This window comes from Streptomyces alfalfae (assembly GCF_004127445.1).
GTDB classification, from domain to species: domain Bacteria; phylum Actinomycetota; class Actinomycetes; order Streptomycetales; family Streptomycetaceae; genus Streptomyces; species Streptomyces alfalfae.
This window is the reverse complement of sequence record NZ_QEXM01000037.1, coordinates 88,310-109,242: the sequence shown is the minus strand read 5'-3', so window position 1 is coordinate 109,242 and position 20,933 is coordinate 88,310. Positions and strand designations below refer to the sequence as shown.

General features: G+C 72.6%; 18 protein-coding genes. 7 read left to right on the top strand and 11 right to left on the bottom strand.

Going from position 1 to position 20,933, the window contains the following annotated elements; all coding sequences use genetic code 11:
* Positions 1-14 precede the first annotated feature (14 nt).
* From DCW30_RS15575 to DCW30_RS15550, 6 genes are all read right to left on the bottom strand, one after another.
* The gene (locus DCW30_RS15575) at positions 15-983 is read right to left on the bottom strand and encodes a sensor histidine kinase (RefSeq protein WP_076687437.1); all 969 of its coding nucleotides are present in this window, start codon (positions 981-983) and stop codon (positions 15-17) included.
* The gene (locus DCW30_RS15570) at positions 980-1,870 is read right to left on the bottom strand and encodes an MEDS domain-containing protein (protein WP_076687436.1); all 891 of its coding nucleotides are present in this window, start codon (positions 1,868-1,870) and stop codon (positions 980-982) included. Before DCW30_RS15570 ends, DCW30_RS15575 begins: the two co-directional genes overlap by 4 nt.
* A 73-nt stretch (positions 1,871-1,943) precedes the next feature.
* Positions 1,944-3,101, bottom strand: a complete 1,158-nt coding sequence (locus DCW30_RS15565) for an XdhC family protein (RefSeq protein WP_076687435.1) — start codon at positions 3,099-3,101, stop codon at positions 1,944-1,946.
* Positions 3,094-5,217: a xanthine dehydrogenase family protein molybdopterin-binding subunit gene (locus DCW30_RS15560; RefSeq protein ID WP_076687434.1), complete on the bottom strand. Its 2,124-nt coding sequence runs from the start codon at positions 5,215-5,217 to the stop codon at positions 3,094-3,096. The genes DCW30_RS15565 and DCW30_RS15560 overlap by 8 nt, the downstream gene beginning before the upstream one ends.
* On the bottom strand, positions 5,214-6,206 hold the full coding sequence (locus DCW30_RS15555) for an FAD binding domain-containing protein (RefSeq protein WP_076687433.1): 993 nt from the start codon (positions 6,204-6,206) through the stop codon (positions 5,214-5,216). The genes DCW30_RS15560 and DCW30_RS15555 overlap by 4 nt, the downstream gene beginning before the upstream one ends.
* A complete protein-coding gene (locus DCW30_RS15550; RefSeq protein WP_062775998.1) occupies positions 6,203-6,745 on the bottom strand; it encodes a 2Fe-2S iron-sulfur cluster-binding protein in 543 nt (180 codons plus the stop codon). Before DCW30_RS15550 ends, DCW30_RS15555 begins: the two co-directional genes overlap by 4 nt.
* Positions 6,746-6,981: 236 nt before the next feature.
* On the opposite strand from DCW30_RS15550, the gene DCW30_RS15545 reads away from it, so the two are divergent.
* The 4 genes from DCW30_RS15545 to DCW30_RS15530 all read left to right on the top strand — a co-directional run bounded on the left by DCW30_RS15545 (position 6,982) and on the right by DCW30_RS15530 (position 10,396).
* Positions 6,982-7,560, top strand: a complete 579-nt coding sequence (locus DCW30_RS15545) for a TetR/AcrR family transcriptional regulator (protein WP_076687432.1) — start codon at positions 6,982-6,984, stop codon at positions 7,558-7,560.
* A 207-nt stretch (positions 7,561-7,767) separates the two neighbouring features.
* Positions 7,768-8,463 (top strand): type 1 glutamine amidotransferase domain-containing protein, encoded by a 696-nt coding sequence (locus tag DCW30_RS15540; RefSeq protein WP_076687431.1) that lies wholly within the window; start codon positions 7,768-7,770, stop codon positions 8,461-8,463.
* Between the two features lie 2 nt (positions 8,464-8,465).
* Positions 8,466-9,056, top strand: coding sequence for a TetR/AcrR family transcriptional regulator (locus DCW30_RS15535; protein WP_076687430.1), 591 nt, complete (start codon positions 8,466-8,468; stop codon positions 9,054-9,056).
* Entirely contained in the window at positions 9,053-10,396 is a 1,344-nt protein-coding gene (locus DCW30_RS15530; RefSeq protein ID WP_076687429.1) for an aldehyde dehydrogenase family protein, read from the top strand. The genes DCW30_RS15535 and DCW30_RS15530 overlap by 4 nt, the downstream gene beginning before the upstream one ends.
* 317 nt (positions 10,397-10,713) lie before the next feature.
* Here DCW30_RS15530 and DCW30_RS15525 read toward each other — a convergent pair whose 3' ends face one another.
* Together DCW30_RS15525 and DCW30_RS15520 are read right to left on the bottom strand one after the other, a co-directional pair.
* Positions 10,714-12,078: an FAD-dependent oxidoreductase gene (locus tag DCW30_RS15525; protein ID WP_076687427.1), complete on the bottom strand. Its 1,365-nt coding sequence runs from the start codon at positions 12,076-12,078 to the stop codon at positions 10,714-10,716.
* 300 nt (positions 12,079-12,378) lie between these two features.
* Positions 12,379-12,801 (bottom strand): YjbQ family protein, encoded by a 423-nt coding sequence (locus DCW30_RS15520; protein WP_076687426.1) that lies wholly within the window; start codon positions 12,799-12,801, stop codon positions 12,379-12,381.
* Between the two features lie 90 nt (positions 12,802-12,891).
* Between DCW30_RS15520 and DCW30_RS15515 the strand changes: the two genes are divergently transcribed.
* Positions 12,892-14,001 carry an FAD-dependent oxidoreductase gene (locus DCW30_RS15515; protein ID WP_076687425.1) on the top strand — a complete coding sequence of 370 codons (1,110 nt, stop codon included), beginning with the start codon at positions 12,892-12,894 and terminating at the stop codon, positions 13,999-14,001.
* Between the two features lie 55 nt (positions 14,002-14,056).
* On the opposite strand, the gene DCW30_RS15510 is transcribed toward DCW30_RS15515, so the two are convergent.
* From DCW30_RS15510 to DCW30_RS15500, 3 genes are all read right to left on the bottom strand, one after another.
* A complete protein-coding gene (locus tag DCW30_RS15510; protein WP_076687424.1) occupies positions 14,057-14,617 on the bottom strand; it encodes a DinB family protein in 561 nt (186 codons plus the stop codon).
* A gap of 70 nt (positions 14,618-14,687) precedes the next feature.
* Positions 14,688-15,536: an endolytic transglycosylase MltG gene (gene mltG, locus DCW30_RS15505; protein ID WP_076687423.1), complete on the bottom strand. Its 849-nt coding sequence runs from the start codon at positions 15,534-15,536 to the stop codon at positions 14,688-14,690.
* Between the two features lie 43 nt (positions 15,537-15,579).
* A complete protein-coding gene (locus DCW30_RS15500) occupies positions 15,580-17,385 on the bottom strand; it encodes an ABC transporter ATP-binding protein (protein ID WP_076687422.1) in 1,806 nt (601 codons plus the stop codon).
* A 115-nt stretch (positions 17,386-17,500) separates the two neighbouring features.
* Between DCW30_RS15500 and DCW30_RS15495 the strand changes: the two genes are divergently transcribed.
* A complete protein-coding gene (locus DCW30_RS15495; protein ID WP_076687421.1) occupies positions 17,501-17,944 on the top strand; it encodes a MarR family winged helix-turn-helix transcriptional regulator in 444 nt (147 codons plus the stop codon).
* 49 nt (positions 17,945-17,993) lie between these two features.
* A complete protein-coding gene (locus tag DCW30_RS15490) occupies positions 17,994-20,921 on the top strand; it encodes an FAD-binding and (Fe-S)-binding domain-containing protein (RefSeq protein ID WP_076687420.1) in 2,928 nt (975 codons plus the stop codon).
* The last annotated feature ends 12 nt before the right edge of the window (positions 20,922-20,933 follow it).

Here is a 20,933-nt window from a genome sequence, read left to right as displayed (position 1 = left end):
CCCCGCAAGAGCCCTCAGCGGCGGAAGTGCAGTCGCAGGACCGCTCCGCCCGCCCCGAAGTCCTCGGTGACCAGGTCACACAACTGCCGTACGACCCACAGGCCGTGGCCCTTCGGGGCGTGCGGGTCGGGCGGGACCCGGCCGAGGAAGCCGGTGTCCCGCACGGCGGGGGCGGTGCCGCCGCCGGCGTCGGCGACCTCGCAGACCACCCAGTCCGAGTCGTTGAACACCCTCAGCACCCCGCGGCCGCCCCCGAACCGGACGGCGTTGACCACCGCCTCGTGGACGGCCGCGACCATGTCCCGCGCACGGTCCTCGGCCATGCCGCACCGCCTGGCGTACTCGGCGACGGCCAGGCGTGCGGCCACCGAGTCCCCGCGCGTGAACGCGACCGTGCGGGGCGCGCCGGAGGCGGCGAGCGGGGCCGGCGACACGCGGTCGAGTTCCGAGCGCTCGGCGTAGAAGTCGGCCGGGTCCGCGTACGGGCCGCGGACGTCCGGCGCGGCGGCCCCCGAGGCCATCTCCGGGTGGGTGCGCCCCACGGTGTCGAGCACGTCGGCGGGCAGCACACGGGTGTCGTAGGGGCAGATGATCCAGTGGCCCGAGTGGGCGAACGCGGCGTTGACCACGGACTCGTAGCGGATCCACTCCCGTGTCTCGGCGGCCGTGCGGCCCGTCCACACCGGTTCCCCGATGACGCGGACGCGGCGGGCGCCGCCCTCGTCCCGTGCGGTGCAGTACGCGTGGTACCTGCCGAGGGTGCGGGAGGGGTAGTGGTACCAGTCGACGGCGTCGAAGAACTCCACGTCTCGCGCGGCGCTGCCGAGGGCGTCCCGCAGGAGCGCGATGTTGTGGCCCGCGACGACGGCGAGCACCGCGTCGTCCGCCGCGAGGCCGTCCCTGACGAAGTCGGCCGTGCCGGCGACGAATCCGTCGTCCGTGGCGTAGGACAGCGCCTGGTGGACGAAGCCGAGGCGCGTCATGCCTCCTCACGCTCCTCTCCCCAGGAGAGGCCGGGCACGCGGTCCCAGCCGGCGGCGTGCAGGACCCTGCGCACCTGCGGGGCCACGCCGTCGAGGACCATGCCGCCGCCCAGCGCGTGGAGGCTCAGCCCGGTGAAGACGAACAGCCGCAGCGCGCAGACGTCGGCGAAGGTCAGCTCGCGCAGGTCGACGCGGGCGCGGTGCGGGTTCTCGGCCCGTCCGGCGGCCCGCCGGGTCTCGGCGCGCAGGGCGCGGGCGACCGCGGTGAGGTTGCTGTCGTCCACCTCGCCGCGCAGGGCCAGGCCCGGCGGGGCGAACGTCCGGGTGATGCGCAGCAGTTCGTCCTGCCAGATGTCGTCGGCGACGACCCTGCCGTGGTGCGGGGCGTCGAGGGCGGCCAGTTCACGCGCGTCGAAGGCGAGGCGGTCGTACTGGCACAGGCCGATCACGGGCAGCACCTGGAAGGCGGGGCCGAGGAGCTTCTCGGCGTCGCCGGGCCCTCCGGGCGCCCCGTCGCCCCGCTGCGAGGCCTCCAAGGCCACCCGCAGGCCGAGGAGGCCGTCCGCGGCCGTGCCCTCGGCCTCGCGGCACACCAGCTCACCGAGGTCCTGGGGGTCCGCGCTCGGGCGCCTCACCCGCAGCCGGCCGTCGGCGAGCGCGTCGGCCACGTCGTGGCCCTGGCGCCGCAGCCGCTCCCGGAGACCTTCCAGGGGGCCGGGCGGCGTCTGGGCGGGCGCCAGGAGCAGTCCGCGGTGGCCGCTCGCGAGGCCGTCCACGAGGAACGCGGCGAGCACCGCCTCGCGTTCCTCCTCCGTCGCGTACCCGTGGAAGAGATGGTCCCCGGGCCGCATCTCTCCCACCGCACGCAGGGCGGGACCGGTGTCCATCCTCACGCACCCCCTCCGTGGCGCCACCGCCGCACCGCTACCCGGTGTGGCCGAACGGTTACACCGTACGCATTCAGGCTCGCGCGCGGGACGGGCTTCGGTGATCCGCCGCCACGGTCACGTCGGGGTGGATCGGCGTGCGGGAGCCGGTCAGCGGACGCCCCGTTCCTCCCTGCCGGACGGCGACAATCTCCGCGGCGATGGACAGCGCGGTCTCCTCGGGCGTGCGGGCGCCGAGGTCGAGGCCGATGGGCGAGTGAAGGCGCGTCAGTTCCGCCTCGGTGAGGCCGACTTCGCGGAGCCTGCGGTCACGGTCCTCGTGGGTGCGGCGGGAGCCCATGGCCCCGACGAACGCGACGGGCAGCCGCAGCGCGGCTTCCAGCAGGGGGACGTCGAACTTGGCGTCGTGGGTGAGCACGCACAGGACCGTGCGCTCGTCCGTGGCGGTGTCCGCGAGGTAGCGGTGGGGCCAGTCGACGACGATGTCGTCCGCCTCGGGGAAGCGGACGCGGGTGGCGAAGACCGGGCGGGCGTCGCACACGGTGACGTGGTAGCCGAGGAACTTCCCGACGCGGACCAGGGCCGCCGCGAAGTCGACGGCCCCGAAGACGATCATCCGGGGCGGCGGCACGCTGGACTCCGCGAGGACCGTCACGGCGCTCCCGCAGCGCGATCCGCTCTCCGAGACGACGAACTGCCCGGTGCGGCCCGCCGCGAGCAGCGCCCGGGTCTCCCCCACCGCCGTGCGGTCCAGGTCGGGGTGGCCGCCGAGACTGCCTTCGGGCGCCGCGTCGGGGCGGACCACGAGGGGCCTGCCGAGCAGTTCGGCCGGCCCCTCGATGACGCGGGCCAGAGCGGTGGCGCCGCCGCGGGCGGCCCCCGAGAGGGCGGCGGCGAACACCGCCCTCTCAGGGGCGTCGGCCCGGACCGGCGTGACCAGGACGTCGATGACGCCGCCGCAGGTCAGGCCGGTCGCGAAGGCGTCCTCGTCGCTGTAGCCGAACCGCTCGACGACGGTCCCGCCCTCGTCCAGGGCAGTGACGCACAGGTCGTACACCGCCCCTTCCACGCAGCCGCCCGAGACCGAGCCGATGGCCGTGCCGTCGCCGTCCACGGCCATGGCGGCGCCGGGGCCGCGCGGTGCGCTGCCGCCGACGCTCACGACGGTGGCGACCGCGAAGTCCCGGCCCTCCTCGACCCAGCGGTTCAGGTCGTCGGCGATGTCAAGCACGCGGGCTGCCCGCCTGGATCACCCGGTCGGGGCGGATGGGCAGGTGCCGGTGGCGGACGCCGGTCGCGTGCCAGACGGCGTTGGCGATGGCCGCCGCGGCGCCCACGATGCCGATCTCGCCGATGCCCTTGATCCCGATCGGGTCGTCGGGGTCGGGGTCGTCGACCCAGTCGGCCTCGATGTGCGGCACGTCGGCGTTGGCGGCGAAGTGGTAGCCCGCGAGGTCGGCGCCGACGTGGGCGCCGGTGATCTGATCCCTGACCGCCTCCTCGTGCAGGGCCATGGAGAGGCCCCACGTCATGCCGCCGACGAGCTGGCTGCGTGCCGTCAGGGGGTTGATGATCCGGCCGGCCGCGTAGATGCCGAGCATCCGCCGCACCCGTACCTCGCCGGTGCCGACGTCCACGGCGGCCTCGGCGAACTGGGCGCCGTAGGAGTGCCGTTCCTTCTGGGCGAGCGCGCCGATGGCGGCGCCGGTGTCCGACCTGACGGTGAGGCCCTGCGCCGGGATGTCACCGCCGAGCGCCAGCTGCTCGCGCAGCTCGATCGCCGCGTCCCGCACCGCCCAGCCCCAGGAGCGGGTGCCCATCGAACCGCCGGCGATCGTGGCGGGCCCGAAGTCGCTGTCGGCGATGTGCACGCGGATACGGCCGGGCTCCACCTCCAGGGCGTCCGCGGCGACCAGGGTCAGCGCCGTACGCGCGCCGGTGCCGATGTCGGACGCGGTGATCCGCACGGTGAACGTGCCGTCGGGCTCGGCGGTGGCGCTCGCCGTGGAGGGGGCGACGATCACGGGGAAGGTGGCCGACGCCACGCCGGTGCCGAGCAGCCAGCGCCCGTCGCGGCGCACCCCGGGGCGCGGGTCGCGCTCGGCCCAGCCGAACCTGCGCGCGCCCTCCTCGAAGCAGGCCGTGAGGTTGCGGCTGCCGAACGGCAGACCCGAGACGGGGCCCACCTCCGGTTCGTTGCGCACGCGCAGCGCGATGGGGTCCATGCCGCACTTCTCCGCCAGCTCGTCGAGCGCGGACTCCAGCGCGAACGAGCCCGGGGCCTCGCCCGGGGCCCGCATGTAGGTGGGCGTCGGCACGTTCAGGCGTACGACGCGGTTGACGCTGCGGTGGGCGTCGGCGGCGTACATCGGGCGTCCGAAGGAGGCGCTCGACTCGACGAACTCATGGACGGTCGACGTCAGGTTCAGCCCCTCGTGGTCGACGGCCCGCAGCCGCCCGTCCGGCTCGGCGCCGAGCCGCACGCGCTGGGCGGTCGGGCTGCGGTAGCCGACCAGGGAGAACACCTGACGGCGGGTCATGACGACGCGCACCGGCCGGTCGAGCACGGTCGCCGCCATCACGGCGAGGACCTGGTGGACGCGCAGGCCCTTGGCGCCGAAGGCGCCGCCGACGTGCTCGGAGCGCACGCGGACCGAGGCCGGGTCGAGGGAGAACAGCTTCGCCAGCTCGTCCGCGATCCAGGTGCTGCCCTGGTTGGAGTCGATGACCTCCAGGCGTCCGCCGTCCCAGCGGGCGGTCGCCGCGTGCGGCTCCATCGCGTTGTGGTGTTCCTCGGGCGTGCTGTACTCGGCGTCCACCACATGGGTGGACGCGGCGAGTTCGGCCTCCACGTCGCCCTTCTCCACGCGCATGCCGTCGCCGTCCGGTGTGTAGCTGCCGGGGCGCCCGGGGAAGAAGTCGACGTCGTGCGGCTCCTTGTCGTAGTGGACGACGAGCGACTCGGCGGCCTCCCTGGCCTGTTCGGAGGTCTCGGCGACGATGAGCGCGACGGGCCAGCCCGCGCAGGGGATCTCGTCGGTCTGGAAGACCGCGACGGTCGGGTCGGGGCGGCCCATCATGCCCTCGTACGCGGCGTCCACCCGCGGGGCGTTGCCGTAGTACAGGACGTCCAGGACGCCCGGCATCCGGCGGACGGGCTCGGCCTCGACCGAGCGTATGCGGCCGCGGGCGACGGTGGAGAGCACCAGCCAGCCGTGGGCGAGGTTCGCGAAGGGCACCTCCGCGGCGTAGCGGGCCGCTCCGGTGACTTTGGCGACGCCCTCGACGCGGGTGTGCGCGGAGCCGACGGCGCCGGTGACCGCGGCGGGTCCGGTGGTCGTGGTCATCGGGCGGCCTCCTCGGTGAGTTCGGTGAGCACGGCCACGGTGAGGTTGCGCAGGAGCGTGACCTTGTAGCCGTTGCGGGGCAGCGGGCTCGCGGCGGCCAGTTCCGCGTCGGCCGCCGCGGCGAACGCCTCGGCGCTCGCTGGGCCGCCGGTCAGCGCCCGTTCGGCGGCGTGGGCGCGCCACGGCCGGGACGCGACCGCGCCGTAGGCCAGGCGCACCTCGCGCACGACGCCGTCGCGCACGTCCAGGGCGGCGGCGATCGAGCCTATGGCGAACGCGTACGAGGCGCGCTCGCGCACCTTGCGGTAGCGGGAGGCGGCGGCGACCGGGGCGGGCGGCAGGGTGACGCCGGTGATCAGCGCGCCGGAGGGCAGCGCGGTCTCCAGGTGCGGGGTGTCGCCGACCGGCAGATAGAAGTCGGCGAGCGGCAACTCGCCGGGCCCTTCGGCGGTTTCGTAGCCGATGACGGCGTCGAACGCAGCCAGGGCCACGCCCATGTCGGAGGGGTGGGTGGCGACGCAGTGCTCGGTGGCGCCGAGGATCGCGTGGTTGTGGTGCTCGCCCTCGACGGCGGGGCAACCGCTGCCGGGTTCGCGCTTGTTGCACGGCTTGGTCACGTCGGTGAAGTAGCCGCAGCGGGTGCGCTGGAGGAGGTTGCCGCCGACGGTGGCCATGTTGCGGAGCTGGCCGGAGGCGCCCGCGAGGACGGCCTGGGCGAGCGCGGGATAGCGGCGCCGGACCTCGGGGTGGGCGGCGAGGTCGCTGTTGGTGACCGTCGCGCCGATCCGCAGGCCGCCGTCCTCGGTGGACTCGACGCTGTCCAGGGGCAGTTCGCGTACGTCGACGAGGCGCGTGGGCCGCTCGACGCCGGTCTTCATCAGGTCGACGAGGTTGGTGCCGCCGCCGAGGTAGCGGGCGTCGGGGTCGGCGCCGAGCAGGGCGACGGCCCCGGAGACGTCGTGGACCCGCTCGTATCCGAAGTCCTTCATACCGTCTCCTCCTCGGCGCGCGCGGCACGCGCGACCGCCTGCACGATCGACACGTACGCCCCGCAGCGGCACAGGTTGCCGCTCATCCGCTCGCGGATCTCCTCGGCGGTCAGTTCGGGCACGCCCGCTTCGGGCCGTATGTCGGTGGTCGCGGCGCTCGGCCAGCCGGCCGCGTGCTCCTCGATGACGCCGAGGGCGGAGCAGATCTGGCCGGGTGTGCAGTAGCCGCACTGGAAGCCGTCGAGGTCGAGGAAGGCCTGCTGCACGGGGTGCAGCCGGTCACCGTCGGCGACGCCCTCGATGGTGGTGATCTCGCGCCCCTCGGCGGCGACCGCGAGCTGCAGGCACGAGACGGCGCGGCGGCCGTCGATCAGGACCGTGCAGGCGCCGCACTGGCCCTGGTCGCAGCCCTTCTTGGTGCCGGTCAGGTCGAGTCGCTCGCGCAGCGCGTCGAGCAGGGTGGTGCGATGGTCGACGGACAGCGTGTGCTTCTCACCGTTGACCTTGAGGGTGAGGGCACTGGACGTCGATGGAGCCATGAGCAGCCTTCTTTCGCGGATCGCGGAGGACGAGGCGGTCCCGGCGGTGGTACGGGAAGCGGTGGCGCTGTGCAGAGGGGGGAGAGGCGCGGCACGAAGGCACGGGCCGCCCCCGGTGGCTGTGTCTGCCGCTATGGTGGGCCCAAGCGGACAGTTGTCCGTTAGCTTCAAGAACTTAGTGGACAGCTGTCCGCTTAGCAAGGTCCAGGCCGGCCACGGCAGGAGAGGTGACGCGAATGGGCCAGCATCGGGACGGCCCCTTGCGCTCCGACGCCCAGCGGAACCGCGAGCGCATCCTGGAGGTCGCCCTCGCCGAGCTGACGCGGGCGAGCGACGCGCCGCTGAGCGTGATCGCCAAGAAGGCGGGCGTCGGCCAGGGGACCTTCTACCGCAACTTCCCCAGCCGCGAGGCGCTCATCCTGGAGGTCTACCGGTACGAGGTGCGGCAGGTCTCCGAAGCCGCCTGCCAGCTGCTTCACACCCGCTCCCCCGACCAGGCCCTGCGGGAGTGGATGGACCGCCTCGTCCAGTACGCGATGGCCAAGGCCGGCCTCGCCGACGCGATCCGCAAGGCGACCAGCGCCCTCGGCAGCCTGGCCGGGGTGGGGTACGGTCCGCTGACCGAGGCCGTCGCCCTGCTCCTGGAGGCGAACGAGAAGGCGGGCACCATCCGCCCCGGCGTCACCCCGGACGACTTCCTGCTCGCCATCGCCGGACTGTGGCAGATCGACCCGCACGGCGACTGGCAGGCGCGCGCGGGACGCCTGATGGACCTGGTGATGGACGGCCTGCGGGCCGGTGCGCCCGGGCGCTGAACCCGTTCGGCGGTACGCCGCCGCACCGGTCCGCGGGCCGCCCTCCCGGCAGCCCCATCGGTTTGCCGATACCTCCCATCGGGTTCCGCATTGGATACCTATGTCCGATCGGTCTACCTTCGAGATGTCGCCGCACTGACGTTCTGCACACGGAATGTCAGACCCTCGGACGACCCGCACCCTCGTCGTCATCTCGGAGAGCACACCATGTCGAAGATCCTTTTCGTTGTCACCGGCGCCGACCAGTGGACGCTGGCGGACGGCAGCAAGCACCCGACCGGCTTCTGGGCCGAGGAGGCCGTCGCCCCCTACAAGGCGTTCAAGGCCGCAGGTCACGAGATCGTCGTCGCCACCCCCGGGGGTGTCGTCCCGACCGTCGACCGCGGCTCGCTCGCCCCCGAGGCCAACGGCGGCAAGGAGGCCGCCGACGAGGTGGCCGCCGCCCTCGACGGCTTCACCGAGCTCAAGAACCCCATCGACCTCGCCGGAGTGGACCTCGCGGACTACGCCGCCGTCTTCTACCCCGGCGGTCACGGCCCCATGGAGGACCTCGCCGTCGACGCCGACTCCGGCAGGCTCCTCGTCACGGCCCTGGAGATCGGCATGCCGCTCGGCGTGGTCTGCCACGCCCCCGCCGCCATGCTCGCCGCCACCAGGGACGACGGCGGCAACGCCTTCGCGGGGTACCGCCTGACCGGCTTCACCAACGCCGAGGAGACCCAGGCCGGCCTCGCCGACAAGGCCAAGTGGCTGCTCCAGGACCGTCTCGTCGAGGCCGGCGCCGACTTCCAGGAGGGCGAGCCCTGGGCGCCGAAGGTGGTCGTCGACCGCAACCTCGTCACCGGCCAGAACCCGGCGTCCTCCGCCCCGCTCGCCGCCGAACTCCTGAAGAAGCTGGCCTGACGATGGCCGCCGACCGGCTCGACGAGGTCCTCGACGCCGCCTACGACTGCCTGACGCGGTACGGCGTGCGACGCACCACGATGGACGACATCGCCACCTCCATGGGCGTGTCCCGGTCAGCGGTCTACCAGTACGTACGCGGCAAGGACGACGCCTTCCGCCGGCTCGCCGGACGCCTGCACGAGCAGGCGCTCCTGCGGGCCCGGGAGGCGGCGTCCGCCGACGCGCCCGCCGAGGAGCGGCTGCACGGCATCCTCGCCGCCAAGCTCGACCTGGTCCTGCGCCTGAGCCAGGACTCCCCGCACGCCGCTGAGCTGGCCGACGGCAGGGCCCGCCTCTTCGGCGGCATCTGCACGTCGTTCACCACGGACCTACGGGATCTCCTGACGGCCCTGTTCGACGAGGAGGGCACCGCCGACGGCGTCGAGCCGCCGCAGGCCGCCGACATCTGCGTGGCCCTCGTCGTCGGCCTCGAATCCGTGCCGGGCGCCCGTGATCTGCTGGGCCCGGCGTCCGCCGCCCTCGCGGCCGGACTGCTCGGCACGGGCCCTCCGCAACCCCACACCCCCACTCCGCAAGGAACGCATCGATGAGCACCACCGCCACCCCCGCCCAGGGCACCGAGGACATCCCCGCCCTCGTCGCCCGCCTCCGCGCCGCCTTCGCCACCGGCCGCACCCGGCCGCTGGCCTGGCGCGAGGAGCAGCTCACCCGGCTGCGCGCGCTCCTGACCGAGAACCGCGACGCGATCACCGACGCCCTCTACAGCGATCTGCGCAAGCCCCGCCCCGAGGCGTCCGCCGCCGAGGTCGACTTCCCCGTACGCGAGATCGACCACACGCTGGCCAATCTGCGGGTGTGGCTGGAGCCGCAGTCCCTCGACCAGGCCGCGCTCGCCGGGCTGCCCGCCGGAACCACGGCGGGCACGCTCTACGAGCCGCTGGGCACCGTCCTGGTCATCGCGCCCTGGAACTACCCGGTCCAGCTCTCCCTGGTGCCGGTCGCGGGCGCGCTCGCGGCGGGCAACGCCGTCGTCCTCAAGCCCAGCGAGGTCGCCCCGGCCACCTCGGCTCTGATGGCGCGCCTGCTGCCGCGGTACCTGGACCCCGAGGCGGTCGCCGTCGTCGAGGGCGACGTGCCGCGCACCACGGAGCTGCTCGCGCAGCGCTTCGACCACATCTTCTACACCGGCAACGGCACGGTGGGCCGCATCGTGATGCGGGCCGCGGCCGAGCACCTGACCCCCGTCACCCTGGAACTCGGCGGCAAGTCACCGGTGTTCGTGGACCGGGACACGGACGTGACCGCGGTCGCCGCCCGCCTCGCCGACACCAAGTTCCGCAACTCCGGGCAGACCTGCGTCGCCCCGGACTACGTCCTCACCGACCCGGCCACCGCCCGCGCCCTGGAGAGCGCCCTCGCCGAAGCGGTGGAGAAACTGTTCGGCCCCGACCCGCAGTCATCGGCCGCTTACGGGCGCATGGTCAACCAGCGGCACTTCGACCGCGTGGCCGCGCTGCTCGACTCCGGCACCACGGCGTTCGGCGGGCAGACCGACCGCGACGACGTCTACATCGCGCCGACCGTCCTGACCGGCGTGACGGGCGACGACCCCGTCATGCGGGAGGAGATCTTCGGCCCGGTCCTGCCCATCGTGGAGGTCGCGGACCTGGATGAGGCCATCGCCTTCATCAACGACCGCGACAAGCCCCTGGCCCTCTACGGCTTCACCGGCAACGACACCACCCGGCACCGCCTCGCCACGGAGACCTCGTCCGGCGGGCTCGGCTTCGGCCTCCCGATGGCCCACCTCCGCGTGCCCGAGCTGCCGTTCGGCGGGGTCGGCGAGAGCGGCATGGGCAACTACCACGGTCCGCACTCGCTCGCCACGTTCAGCCACCGCCGCGCACGGCTCGACGTGCCGCTCGGCTAGGGAACTCTGAGGGGGCGCCGAGGGCGTCGAGCGCGGCCGGCAGGGGCACGGACGCGTTCGTCACCGAGGCCGGAGCAGAGCTGCGACCTCGGTGACCCGGTCCTGTCCGTAGCGGAGTTGGCCGACGCCCACGGGCACCAGCGCCTCGCCCGAGCGGTCGTCCGCGCGGCGGACGCCCGCCGGCCGCCGGTCCCGGGGACAGAGGTCACCGGGACCGGCGGCCTTGAAGGCGCTTCGGCGCTTGACGCCGGCCGGCACCGCATGGCGCTCGGCGCCTGGCAGGCGCCGCACGGTGTTCGGCAGTTGCCCCTCGGCGTTTACGCCCCGCTCGCGTCCAGCATGTCCTCGCGCTCGACGAGCTTCACGCGCTCACGACCCTGCGGCTCGCCCAGCGCCTTCTCGGCGGCGTCGAGGCGGTACCAGCCCTCCCAGGTGGTGAAGCGGACGTTCCGCTCGGCGAGGAAGGCCTCCACGGCCTCCGGGGCGGGCGCCTCCGGGGTGAGCAGCCGACCGTTCTCGTGGTCGTCGATGAGGCTGGCGACCGTCTCGTTGGCGTCGCCCTTGGTGTGTCCGATGAGGCCGACGGGACCGCGCCGGATCCAGCCGGTGACGTACGTCGACGGCATGTGCTCGCCGGACTCCTCGATGACCCGCCCCGCCTTGTCGGGGACGGTCCCGGACGCGATGTCCCAGGGCAGCTTCGGCAGTTCGTCGGAGAGGTAGCCGACGGCACGGTAGACCGCGCCGAGGTCCCAGTCCTTGAACTCGCCGGTGCCCTTGACGTTGCCGGTGCCGTCGAGGGCGGTGCGCTCGGTGCGCAGGCCGACCACCTTGCCGTCCTCGCCGAGGATCTCCACGGGCGACTCGAAGAAGTGCAGGAACAGCTTGTGCGGGCGGTCGCCGACGTCGCGGATCGCCCAGTTCTCCAGCGTCTTGGCGACCATGTCGGCCTGCTTGTTGCCGCGCCGCGTGGCGATCGAGCCCTCGTCGTAGTCGATGTCCTCGGGGTCGACGATGACCTCGATGTTCGGGGAGTGGTCGAGCTCCCGCAGCTCCATCGGGCTGAACTTGGCCTGTGCGGGGCCGCGACGCCCGAAGACGTGCACCTCCAGCGCCTTGTTGGCCTTGAGGCCCTCGTGGACGTTCGGCGGGATCTCGGTGGGCAGCAGTTCCTCGGCGGTCTTGGCGAGGATGCGCGCCACGTCGAGCGCGACGTTGCCGACGCCCAGGACGGCGACCTTCTCGGCCTCCAGGGGCCAGGTCCGCGGCACGTCGGGGTGCCCGTCGTACCAGGAGACGAAGTCGGCGGCCCCATGCGAACCGTCGAGGTCGATGCCGGGTATGTCCAGGGCTCGGTCGGCCGTGGCCCCGGTGGAGAAGATCACGCCGTCGTAGAAGCTGCGCAGGTCGTCGAGGCTGATGTCGTTCGGGTAGTCGACGTTGCCGAAGAGGCGGATCTGGGGCTTGTCGAGCACCTGGTGCAGGGCCGTGATGATGCCCTTGATGCGCGGGTGATCGGGGGCTACGCCGTAGCGGATGAGGCCGAACGGCGCCGGCATCCGCTCGAAGAGGTCGATCGACACACCGGGATCGACGGCCACTGCGGACTTCAGCAGCGCGTCGGCAGCGTAGATCCCGGCGGGGCCGGCTCCGACAATGGCTACCCGCAGAGGGCGAGGCATGTTCAGGTTCCCTTCGAGCGGTTGCGGTGGGTTACGCACCGTAAGCCTAAACTAAGGCAAACCTAAGTCAGTAGCCGGGTCCGGGTTATGACCCCATAAGGCGAGCTTATGAGGCCACCTATGCATGACTTATGACCATGGAGCGGTGGCCCCTCCGCCCCGCACGGCCTGGAGCGCTGAGTGGGCCATCCGCGCGAGTCGCCTCCAACCGAGGCGCTCACGTCGGCGCCGCGCGCAGCGGACGGGATCGATGGCGAGCCCAGGCCCGCGCCTTCGGCAGCCGGCTCGGCGGGGGCGGGCTCAGCCGAGGAAGCTGAGCCGGACCTTCCGGTCGGGGTTGTCCACGTTCGTGTCCACGAGGCACACCGACTGCCACGTTCCGAGCTCCAGCCTCCCGCCGACCACCGGCAACGTCGCGTGCGGCGGAACGAGCGCGGGCAGGACGTGGTCGCGGCCATGACCGGGGCTGCCGTGGCGGTGCTGCCAGCGGTCGTCGGCCGGGAGCAGGGTGTGCAGCGCGGCGAGGAGGTCGTCGTCGCTGCCGGCGCCGGTCTCCAGGACCGCGACGCCCGCCGTCGCGTGCGGCACGAAGAGGTTCAGGAGACCGTCGCGGCCGGCCGCGACCTCGCTCAGGAAGGCCTCGCAGTCACGGGTCAGGTCATGGACCGTCTCGGTGGAGCCGGTGGTGACCCGGAGGACTCGGGTGGTGAACACATCGGACATGGCCCCATTCTCCCCCACCCGGCCTCCCCTCCAGCGATACGGAACGCCCGCTCCGGGAAGATCCGGCCACACCGGCGAGTTAGTAGAAACGTGAACGACATCGGGGTACGAGAAGCAGCGGGCGGCGCGGCTGCGCACGAGGTCGACGTCGTCGTCATCGGCGCCGGGCAGGCGGGCCTGTCCGCCGCCTACCACCTGCGGCGGGCGGGCCTCGAACCCGGCCGGGACTTCGTGGTCCTCGACCACGCGCCACGGCCCGGCGGCGCATGGCAGTTCCGGTGGCCTTCTCTCACGTACGGCAAGGTGCACGGTATGCACGCCCTGCCCGGCATGGAGCTGACCGGCGCCGACCCCACGCGAGCGTCCTCCGAGGTCATCGGGGAGTACTTCACGGCCTACGAGGACCGCTTCGACCTGCGGATACGGCGTCCCGTCAATGTCGACGCCGTGCGGGAGGGCGACGGCGGGCGGCTGCTCGTGGAAACCTCGGCGGGCTCCTGGACGACGCGTGCGCTGATCAACGCCACGGGCACGTGGGACCGGCCGTTCTGGCCCCGCTACCCGGGCCAGGAGACGTTCCGTGGACGCCAGTTGCACACCGCCGTCTATCCGGGGCCCGAGGCCTTCGCCGGACAGCGGGTGATCGTCGTCGGCGGTGGCGCGTCAGGCACCCAGCACCTGATGGAGATCGCTCCCCTGGCGGCGGAGACCACCTGGGTCACCCGGCGTCCACCGGTCTTCCGTGAGGGTCCCTTCGACGAGAACTGGGGCCGCTCGGCCGTCGCCATGGTCGAGGAGCGCGTACGCCAGGGACTGCCGCCACGCAGCGTGGTGTCGGTGACCGGCCTCCCGGTGAACGACGCGATCCGCGAGGCGCGGGCCGCCGGGGTCCTCGACCGGCTGCCGATGTTCGACCGCGTCACGCCGACCGGCGTCGCGTGGGACGACGGGCGCCGGGTCGACGCGGACGTCATCCTCTGGGCGACGGGCTTCCGCGCGGCGATCGACCACCTGGCGCCGCTGCGCCTGCGCGAGCCCGGCGGTGGCATCCGCATGGAGGGCACACGGGCCGCCGCCGATCCCCGCGTCCACCTGGTCGGCTACGGCCCCTCGGCCAGCACGATCGGCGCCAACCGGGCGGGCCGAGCCGCCGTACGCGACATCCAGCGGCTGCTTTCGGGGGCGAGGGCGGTCGTCTGAGGCGCCAGGGGCGGTCCGAGATGCCGGAGGCGGCCTGCGATGACCTGGGCCGGGCCTACTGGCCGACCCGTCCGTCGACGCACTCCCGCAGCAGGTCGGCGTGGCCGCAGTGGCGGGCGTACTCCTCGATCCTGTGCACCATCAGCTCACGTACGGCGACCCGCTCCCTGCCGACGCGTTCGCCCAGGTCCTGGTGCTCGGCCAGCGCCGCGTCGGTCGCGGCCTGCTCACGCTCCAGGGCGGCGAACGCGGCGTCGACCTCGGCGGGGTCGGCGACGGCTCCGTCGAAGTCCGCGTCCTTCTCGCCGTACAGCTTCGGCACCGGGTCGCCGACGGTCACCCAGTTGCGCCAGTCCCGCTCCACCTCGACGAGGTGCCGGACCAGGCCCAGCAACGACATGGTCGACGGCGGGACCGACCTGCGCGCCAACTGCTCGGCGTCCAGCCCCTCGCACTTCATCCGCAGGGTCAGCCGGTAGTTGGCCAGGAAGTCCAGCAGTGTCGCCAACTCGCCGTCCGGGGTCCCTCCGGCGTTCTCACGGGGGTCCTCGTCCGGGTCGGCCCACATGTCGGGGAAGACACTCGCCTGGCTCCATCGTGCCGCTGGGTCACTCATGCGCCCATGGTGGTCCCTCCGGACACGGGCCCGCCAGTGATTTTGGCCTGTGGCCGCGACGGTCCTGCCGTCAGCTCCGCTTGCTCACCTCGTTGAACTCCCTCACGTTCCGCTGGTGCTCCTCGTAGTTCGCCGTGAAGCGCGTGTCGCCCGGCTTCACCGTCACGAAGTACAGCCAGTCCCCGGCCGGTGGGCGAGCCGCGGCCCGCAACGCCTCGTCACTCGGATTGCCGATCGGCGTGGGCGGCAGGCCCATGCGCGCATAGGTGTTGTAGGGACTGTCGACCTTCGTGTCGCGGTCGCTGGTGATCAGCGTGGAGCGGTTGAGCGCATAGTTGACGGTGGAGTCCATCTGCAGGGGCATTCCCTGGTCAAGACGGTTGTAGATGACGCGGGCCACCTTGCCCATCTCCCGCTCGGAGCCCGCTTCCGCCTCGATCATGCTGGCGATCGTGACCGTCTGGTAGACGCTCATCGCGTTGCGGTCGGCGCCCGCCGTGACGCTGCCGCGGCCGTACTTCTGGTTCGCCGTGTTCACCATGTACGAGAGCACGGAAGCCGGGGTCGACCGGGAACTCAGCGGATAGGTCGCCGGGAAGAGGTAGCCCTCGGGATTGCCGCCCGCCTCGACGGGAAGCTTGAGCCCGGCCTCGGGCACCGCCCGCTGCGTGGTCCCCGCCGGCACACGCAGGGCCTCGTCCACCGCCTTGTACACCTGTCCCGCCCGCCAGCCCTCCGGGATGGTCAGGGTCTCGGGCCGTGCGTCGTCGTCCGGCAGCAGCAGTGGGACCGCCACGGCGACGGCGGTGGCCGCCACAACGGCTCCGCCCGCGATCAGGGCGATGCGCCCCCGGCGCGCCAGTCGAGTCCTGCCCCGTCTCGTGCCCCGTGTGCCCCAGCGCGGAGTCTTGGTCTGCATGTCGGAACGTTACCCCGCAAATGGGGGCATTCTCTGCATATCTTCATGTCGCGGGCTCCAGTTGGGCGTCCCGGCGGACGAGGGCGGCGTAACGACCGTCGCGCTCCATCAGTTCCTCGTGCGTACCCCGTTCGGCCGTGCGCCCGCCGTCCAGGACGACGATCTGGTCGGCGCCGCGGACGGTGGAGAGCCGGTGGGCGATGGTCACAGTGGTGCGGTCGGCGGAGAGGGCGTCGATGGCCTCCTGCACCGCCCGCTCCGTACGCGTGTCCAGCGCGCTGGTGGCCTCGTCGAGGATGAGGACCGGCGGATCGCGCAGGATGGTGCGGGCAATGGCGAGCCGCTGCTTCTCACCGCCCGAGAAGCGGTGGCCGCGCTCGCCGACCACGGTGTCGTACCCGTCGGGCAGGGACGCGATGTGGTCGTGGATCTGCGCGGCACGGGCGGCGGCCGCCAGTTCCTCGTCCGTGGCGTCGGGCTTGGCGAAGCGGAGGTTGTCGGCGACCGAGGCGTGGAAGAGATACGTCTCCTGGGAGACCACGCCGACCGCGCGGGCCAGGGTGTCGAAGTCCAGGTCCCGCACGTCGACCCCGTCGAGGGTGACCCGGCCGCCCGTGACGTCGTACAACCGGGGCACGAGGTGGCTCAGAGTGGACTTCCCCGAGCCGGTCGGACCGACCACGGCCAGGCTGCCGCCGGCGGGTATGGTCACGTCGATGCCCTGGAGGGTGGGCGCCGACTTCTCGTCGTAGCGGAACTCGACGTCCTCGAAGCGCACCTCGCCCTTGATCCGGTCCAGACGGACGGGGTTCTCGGGCTCGGTGATGTCGACGTCCAGGTCGAGGTACTCGAAGATGCGCTGGAAGAGCGCGAGCGAGGTCTGGATCTGCACCCCGGTGGAGAGCAGGCTCACGGTCGGCCGGAACAGGCCCTGCTGGAGCGAGACGAAGGCGACGAGCGTGCCGATGGAGACCGTCGGGCCGCCCATCTGGAAGGCGAGACCGGCGCTCCAGTAGATGACGGCGGGCATGGCGGCCATCACGATCGAGATGACGGCCATCCGCCAGCGGCCCGCCATGTTCGAGCGGATCTCCAGGTCGACGAGACGCTCGGACTCACCGGCGAAGGACTCGGTGAGCGAGTCGGCCCGGCCCATCGTGCGGCCGAGGACGATGCCGCTCACGGAGAGCGACTCGGTGACCGTCGCCGCCATCGCGGCCATCTGCTTCTGGCGCTGCGTCGCGATCTTCTTGCGCTCGCGGCCGACGCGGCGGCTGATCCACACGAAGACCGGGAGCAGCAGCAGCGAGACGACCGTCAGCCGCCAGTCGAGGGCGAGCATGGCGACGATCGTGGCGATCACGCTCGTCAGGTTCGACACCAGGGACGTCGCGGTGGACGTGACGGTCGCCTGCATGCCGCCGATGTCGTTGGCTATCCGGGACTGGACCTCACCCGTGCGGGTGCGGGTGAAGAAGGCGAGAGACATGCTCTGCAGCCGGCCGTAGACCGCGGTGCGCAGGTCGTGCATCACCCGCTGCCCCACGGACGTGCTGATCAGGGTCTGCAGCACGCCGAAGACGCTGGTGACCACCGCGCTGAGGATCATGCCGAGCGCGAGCAGGCTCAGCAGGCCCGTGCGCCCCTGCGGGATGGCGGTGTCGAGGATCTCTTTGAGCAGGAAGGGCGTGGCGACCGAGACCAGGGACGCGGCGCAGACCAGCAGGCCCACGAGCGCGAGGCGGCCGCGGTAGGGACGGAAGAGGCGGAGGATGCGGCGCATCTGGCGCGGCGGTTCCTGGCCGGGGGCCTTGGGTGGCGGCGTCCAGGTGGGTTCGTCGTGGCGCATGGGCTCCTTTCGGACGCTGGCCGGACGGCCGGCAGACGTGACCGACGGTGACTCGGAGAGCGTAGCTCACTGTTACCTACACTCACAATGTACAAGGTCCTGGTAAAGTTCCCGCATGAAGACCCCGGATCCCGACGGCCTGCTCGCGGAACAGCTGCTGCGGCTGACCCGCAGACTGCAGCGGATACAGAAGCGCCATCTGGTGCCGGTCGGCATCACTCCCGCGCAGTCCCGCCTGCTGCGCACCCTCGCGCACTACGAGACGCCGCCCCGCATGGCCGATCTCGCCGAGCACCTGGAAGTGGTCCCCCGCGCCGTGACCACCCTGGTCGACGGTCTGGAGACGGGCGAGCTGGTGCGCCGTGTGCCCGATCCCACCAACCGCAGGGTGATCCGCATCGAGCTCACCGACGCCGGCCTCAAGGCCCTCGGGGAGCTGCGCCGCGCGCGCCGGGCCGCCGCGGAGGACATCCTGGCTCCATTGGACACCGAGCAGCGGGCGCAGCTGGGCACTCTGCTGAACGCGCTGTTCGACGTCCCGGACGACCGGCGCCGCTGACACGTCCGGACCGCAGCCCGCGGAACCACCGCCACCGCCGAGGAGAGCCATGCCGCTGCTGGAGCCCGAGCCGGACACCCTGCGCCCCACGACGCGCGAGAAAGGCCCGGCGGCCGACCGCGTGCCGGACGGGCGGGCCGCCGGCACCCCCGAGCCGCTGCGCTCCGAGCTGATCGCGCTGCTCGGCGCGGACAAGGTCCTGACCAAGGTCTCCGACCTGGTGAAGTACGCATCGGACGCGAGCCCGTACCGCTTCCTGCCGCAGGTCGTGGTCGTCCCCGAGGACATCGACGACGTGTCGGCGGTCCTCTCGTACGCGCACGGCAAGGGCCGCGAGGTCGTCTTCCGCGCGGCGGGAACCTCGCTGAACGGTCAGGCGCAGGGCGAGGACATCCTGGTCGACGTCCGCAAGCACTGGTCCGGCATCGAGGTGCTCGGCGGGGGCGAGCGGGCCCGCGTGCGCCCCGGCACGACGGTGGTGCGCGCCAACACCACGCTCGCCCGGTCCGGCCGGGTCCTCGGCCCCGACCCCGCGAGCGCCATCGCCTGCACCCTCGGCGGTGTCGTCGCGAACAACGCGTCGGGCATGACGGCGGGCACCACCCGCAACTCCTACCGCACGGTCGCCTCGCTGACGTTCGTCCTGCCCTCGGGCACGGTCGTGGACACGGCCGCCCCGGACGCCGAGGAGGCCCTGGCACACGCCGAGCCCGCCCTGTGCGAGGGCCTCCTCGCGATCAAACGGGAGATCGAGGCGGACGCCGACCTCGTGGCCCGTATCCGTGCCAAGTACCAGCTCAAGAACACCAACGGCTACCGCCTGGACGCCTTCCTCGACGGCTCGACGCCCGTGGAGATCCTGCGCGGCCTGATGGTCGGCTCCCAAGGCACCTTCGGCTTCATCTCGGAGATCGTCTTCGACACGCTTCCGCTGGACCGGTACACGACCACCGCCCTGCTCTTCTTCCCCTCTCTCACCGCGGCCGCCGCGGCGGTGCCGGTGTTCAACGCCGCGGGCGCGCTCGCCGTCGAGCTGATGGACGGCAACACCCTGCGGGCCTCGGTCAGCGTGCAGGGGGTGCCCGCCGACTGGGCCGAGCTGCCGCAGTCGACGACCGCGCTCCTGGTGGAGTTCCGCGCCCCGGACGAGACGACGTGCGAGGCGTACGAGGCCTCGGCGGCCAAGGCCCTGGAAGGTCTCGAACTGGTGGCGCCCGTGCCTTCCGTGACGAACACGTTCACGCGCGACGCCAAGACCATCGGCGGCTACTGGAAGGCGCGCAAAGCCTTCGTCACCGCCGTCGGCGGTTCCCGCCCCTCGGGGACGACCCTGATCACGGAGGACTTCGCGGTGCCGCCGGGACGGCTCGCGGAGGCCTGCGAGGCCCTTCTGGAGCTGCAGACACGGCACGGCTTCGACACCGCCGTCGCGGGCCACGCGGCCCACGGCAACCTGCACTTCCTGCTCGCCTTCGACGCGGGCCTGCCGTCGGACGTGGACCGCTACGCCGCCTTCATGGACGAGTTCTGCCGGCTGACCGTGGAGCGGTTCGACGGCTCCCTCAAGGCCGAGCACGCCACCGGCCGCAACATCGCGCCGTTCCTGGAGCTCGAATGGGGGCCGAAGGCCACCGAGTTGATGTGGCGCACCAAGCAGGTCATCGACCCCGACGGGGTCCTCGCCCCGCGCGTCGTCCTCGATCGCGACCCGAAGGCGCATCTGCGCGGCCTGAAGACCATCCCCAAGGTGGAGCTCATCGCGGACCCGTGCATCGAGTGCGGCTTCTGCGAACCGACCTGCCCGAGCGAGGACCTCACCACGACGCCGCGCCAGCGCATCGTGCTGCGCCGGGAGATGATGCGCCAGGAGGCGGGTTCCCCCGTGGAGGACGGCCTCGTCGAGGCGTACGGCTATGACGCCGTCGACACCTGTGCGGGCGACTCGACCTGCAAGCTGGCCTGCCCGGTCGGCATCGACACCGGCGCCCTGATGAAGGACTTCCGGCACGCTCGGCACTCGCCCCGAGAGGAGCGGCTCGCCGCGCTGGCCGCGAAGAACTTCAAGGCCGTCGAGGCCTCCGCGCGGCTCGCCGTGGCCGCCGCGGACCGCATCAGCGACCGGCTGCTCACCGCGGTGACGCGTACGGCCCGCAAGGCGGTCCGCCCCGACCTCGTCCCGGAGTGGCTGCCGCAGATTCCCGGGGCCGCCGCACGCAAGCTGCCGCGTACCACGCGCGCGGGGGCGTCGGCCGTCTACTACCCGGCGTGCGTCAACCGCATCTTCGCCGGCCCCGACGGCCACTCCCTGCCCTCACTTCCCGAAGCCGTCGTCGCCGTGTCCTCGCGCGCCGGCAGGCCGGTCTGGATCCCGGAGGACGTCGCGGGCACGTGCTGCGCGACGATCTGGCACTCCAAGGGCTACGAGGCCGGCAACCGGCTCATGGCCAACCGCATCGTCGAGGCCGCCTGGGGCTGGACCGCGGGCGGCCGGCTGCCGCTGGTCGTCGACGCCTCGTCGTGCACGCTCGGCATCGCGCACGAGGTGGTGCCGTATCTGACCGCCGAGAACCGCGCGCTCCACCACGAGTTGACCGTTCTCGACTCGATCGTCTGGGCCGCCGACGAACTGCTCCCCCACCTGACCGTGCGCCGCAGGATCGGCTCCGCCGTCCTCCACCCCACCTGCTCGATGCAGCATCTCGGCGACGAGGCGCAGCTGCGCGCCGTCGCCGAGGCGTGCGCGGACGACGTGACCGTCCCGGACGACGCGGGGTGCTGCGCCTTCGCGGGCGACCGCGGCATGCTCCACAAGGAGCTGACCGAGTCGGCCACGCGCAAGGAGGCCGCGGAGGTCGCGGGCCTCCGCTTCGAGGCGCATCTCTCGGCGAACCGTATGTGTGAGATCGGCATGGACCACGCGACGGGACGGGAGTACTACTCCGCCCTGCTCGAACTGGAGCGCGCGACGCGTCCCTAGTGGCTCCCGGCA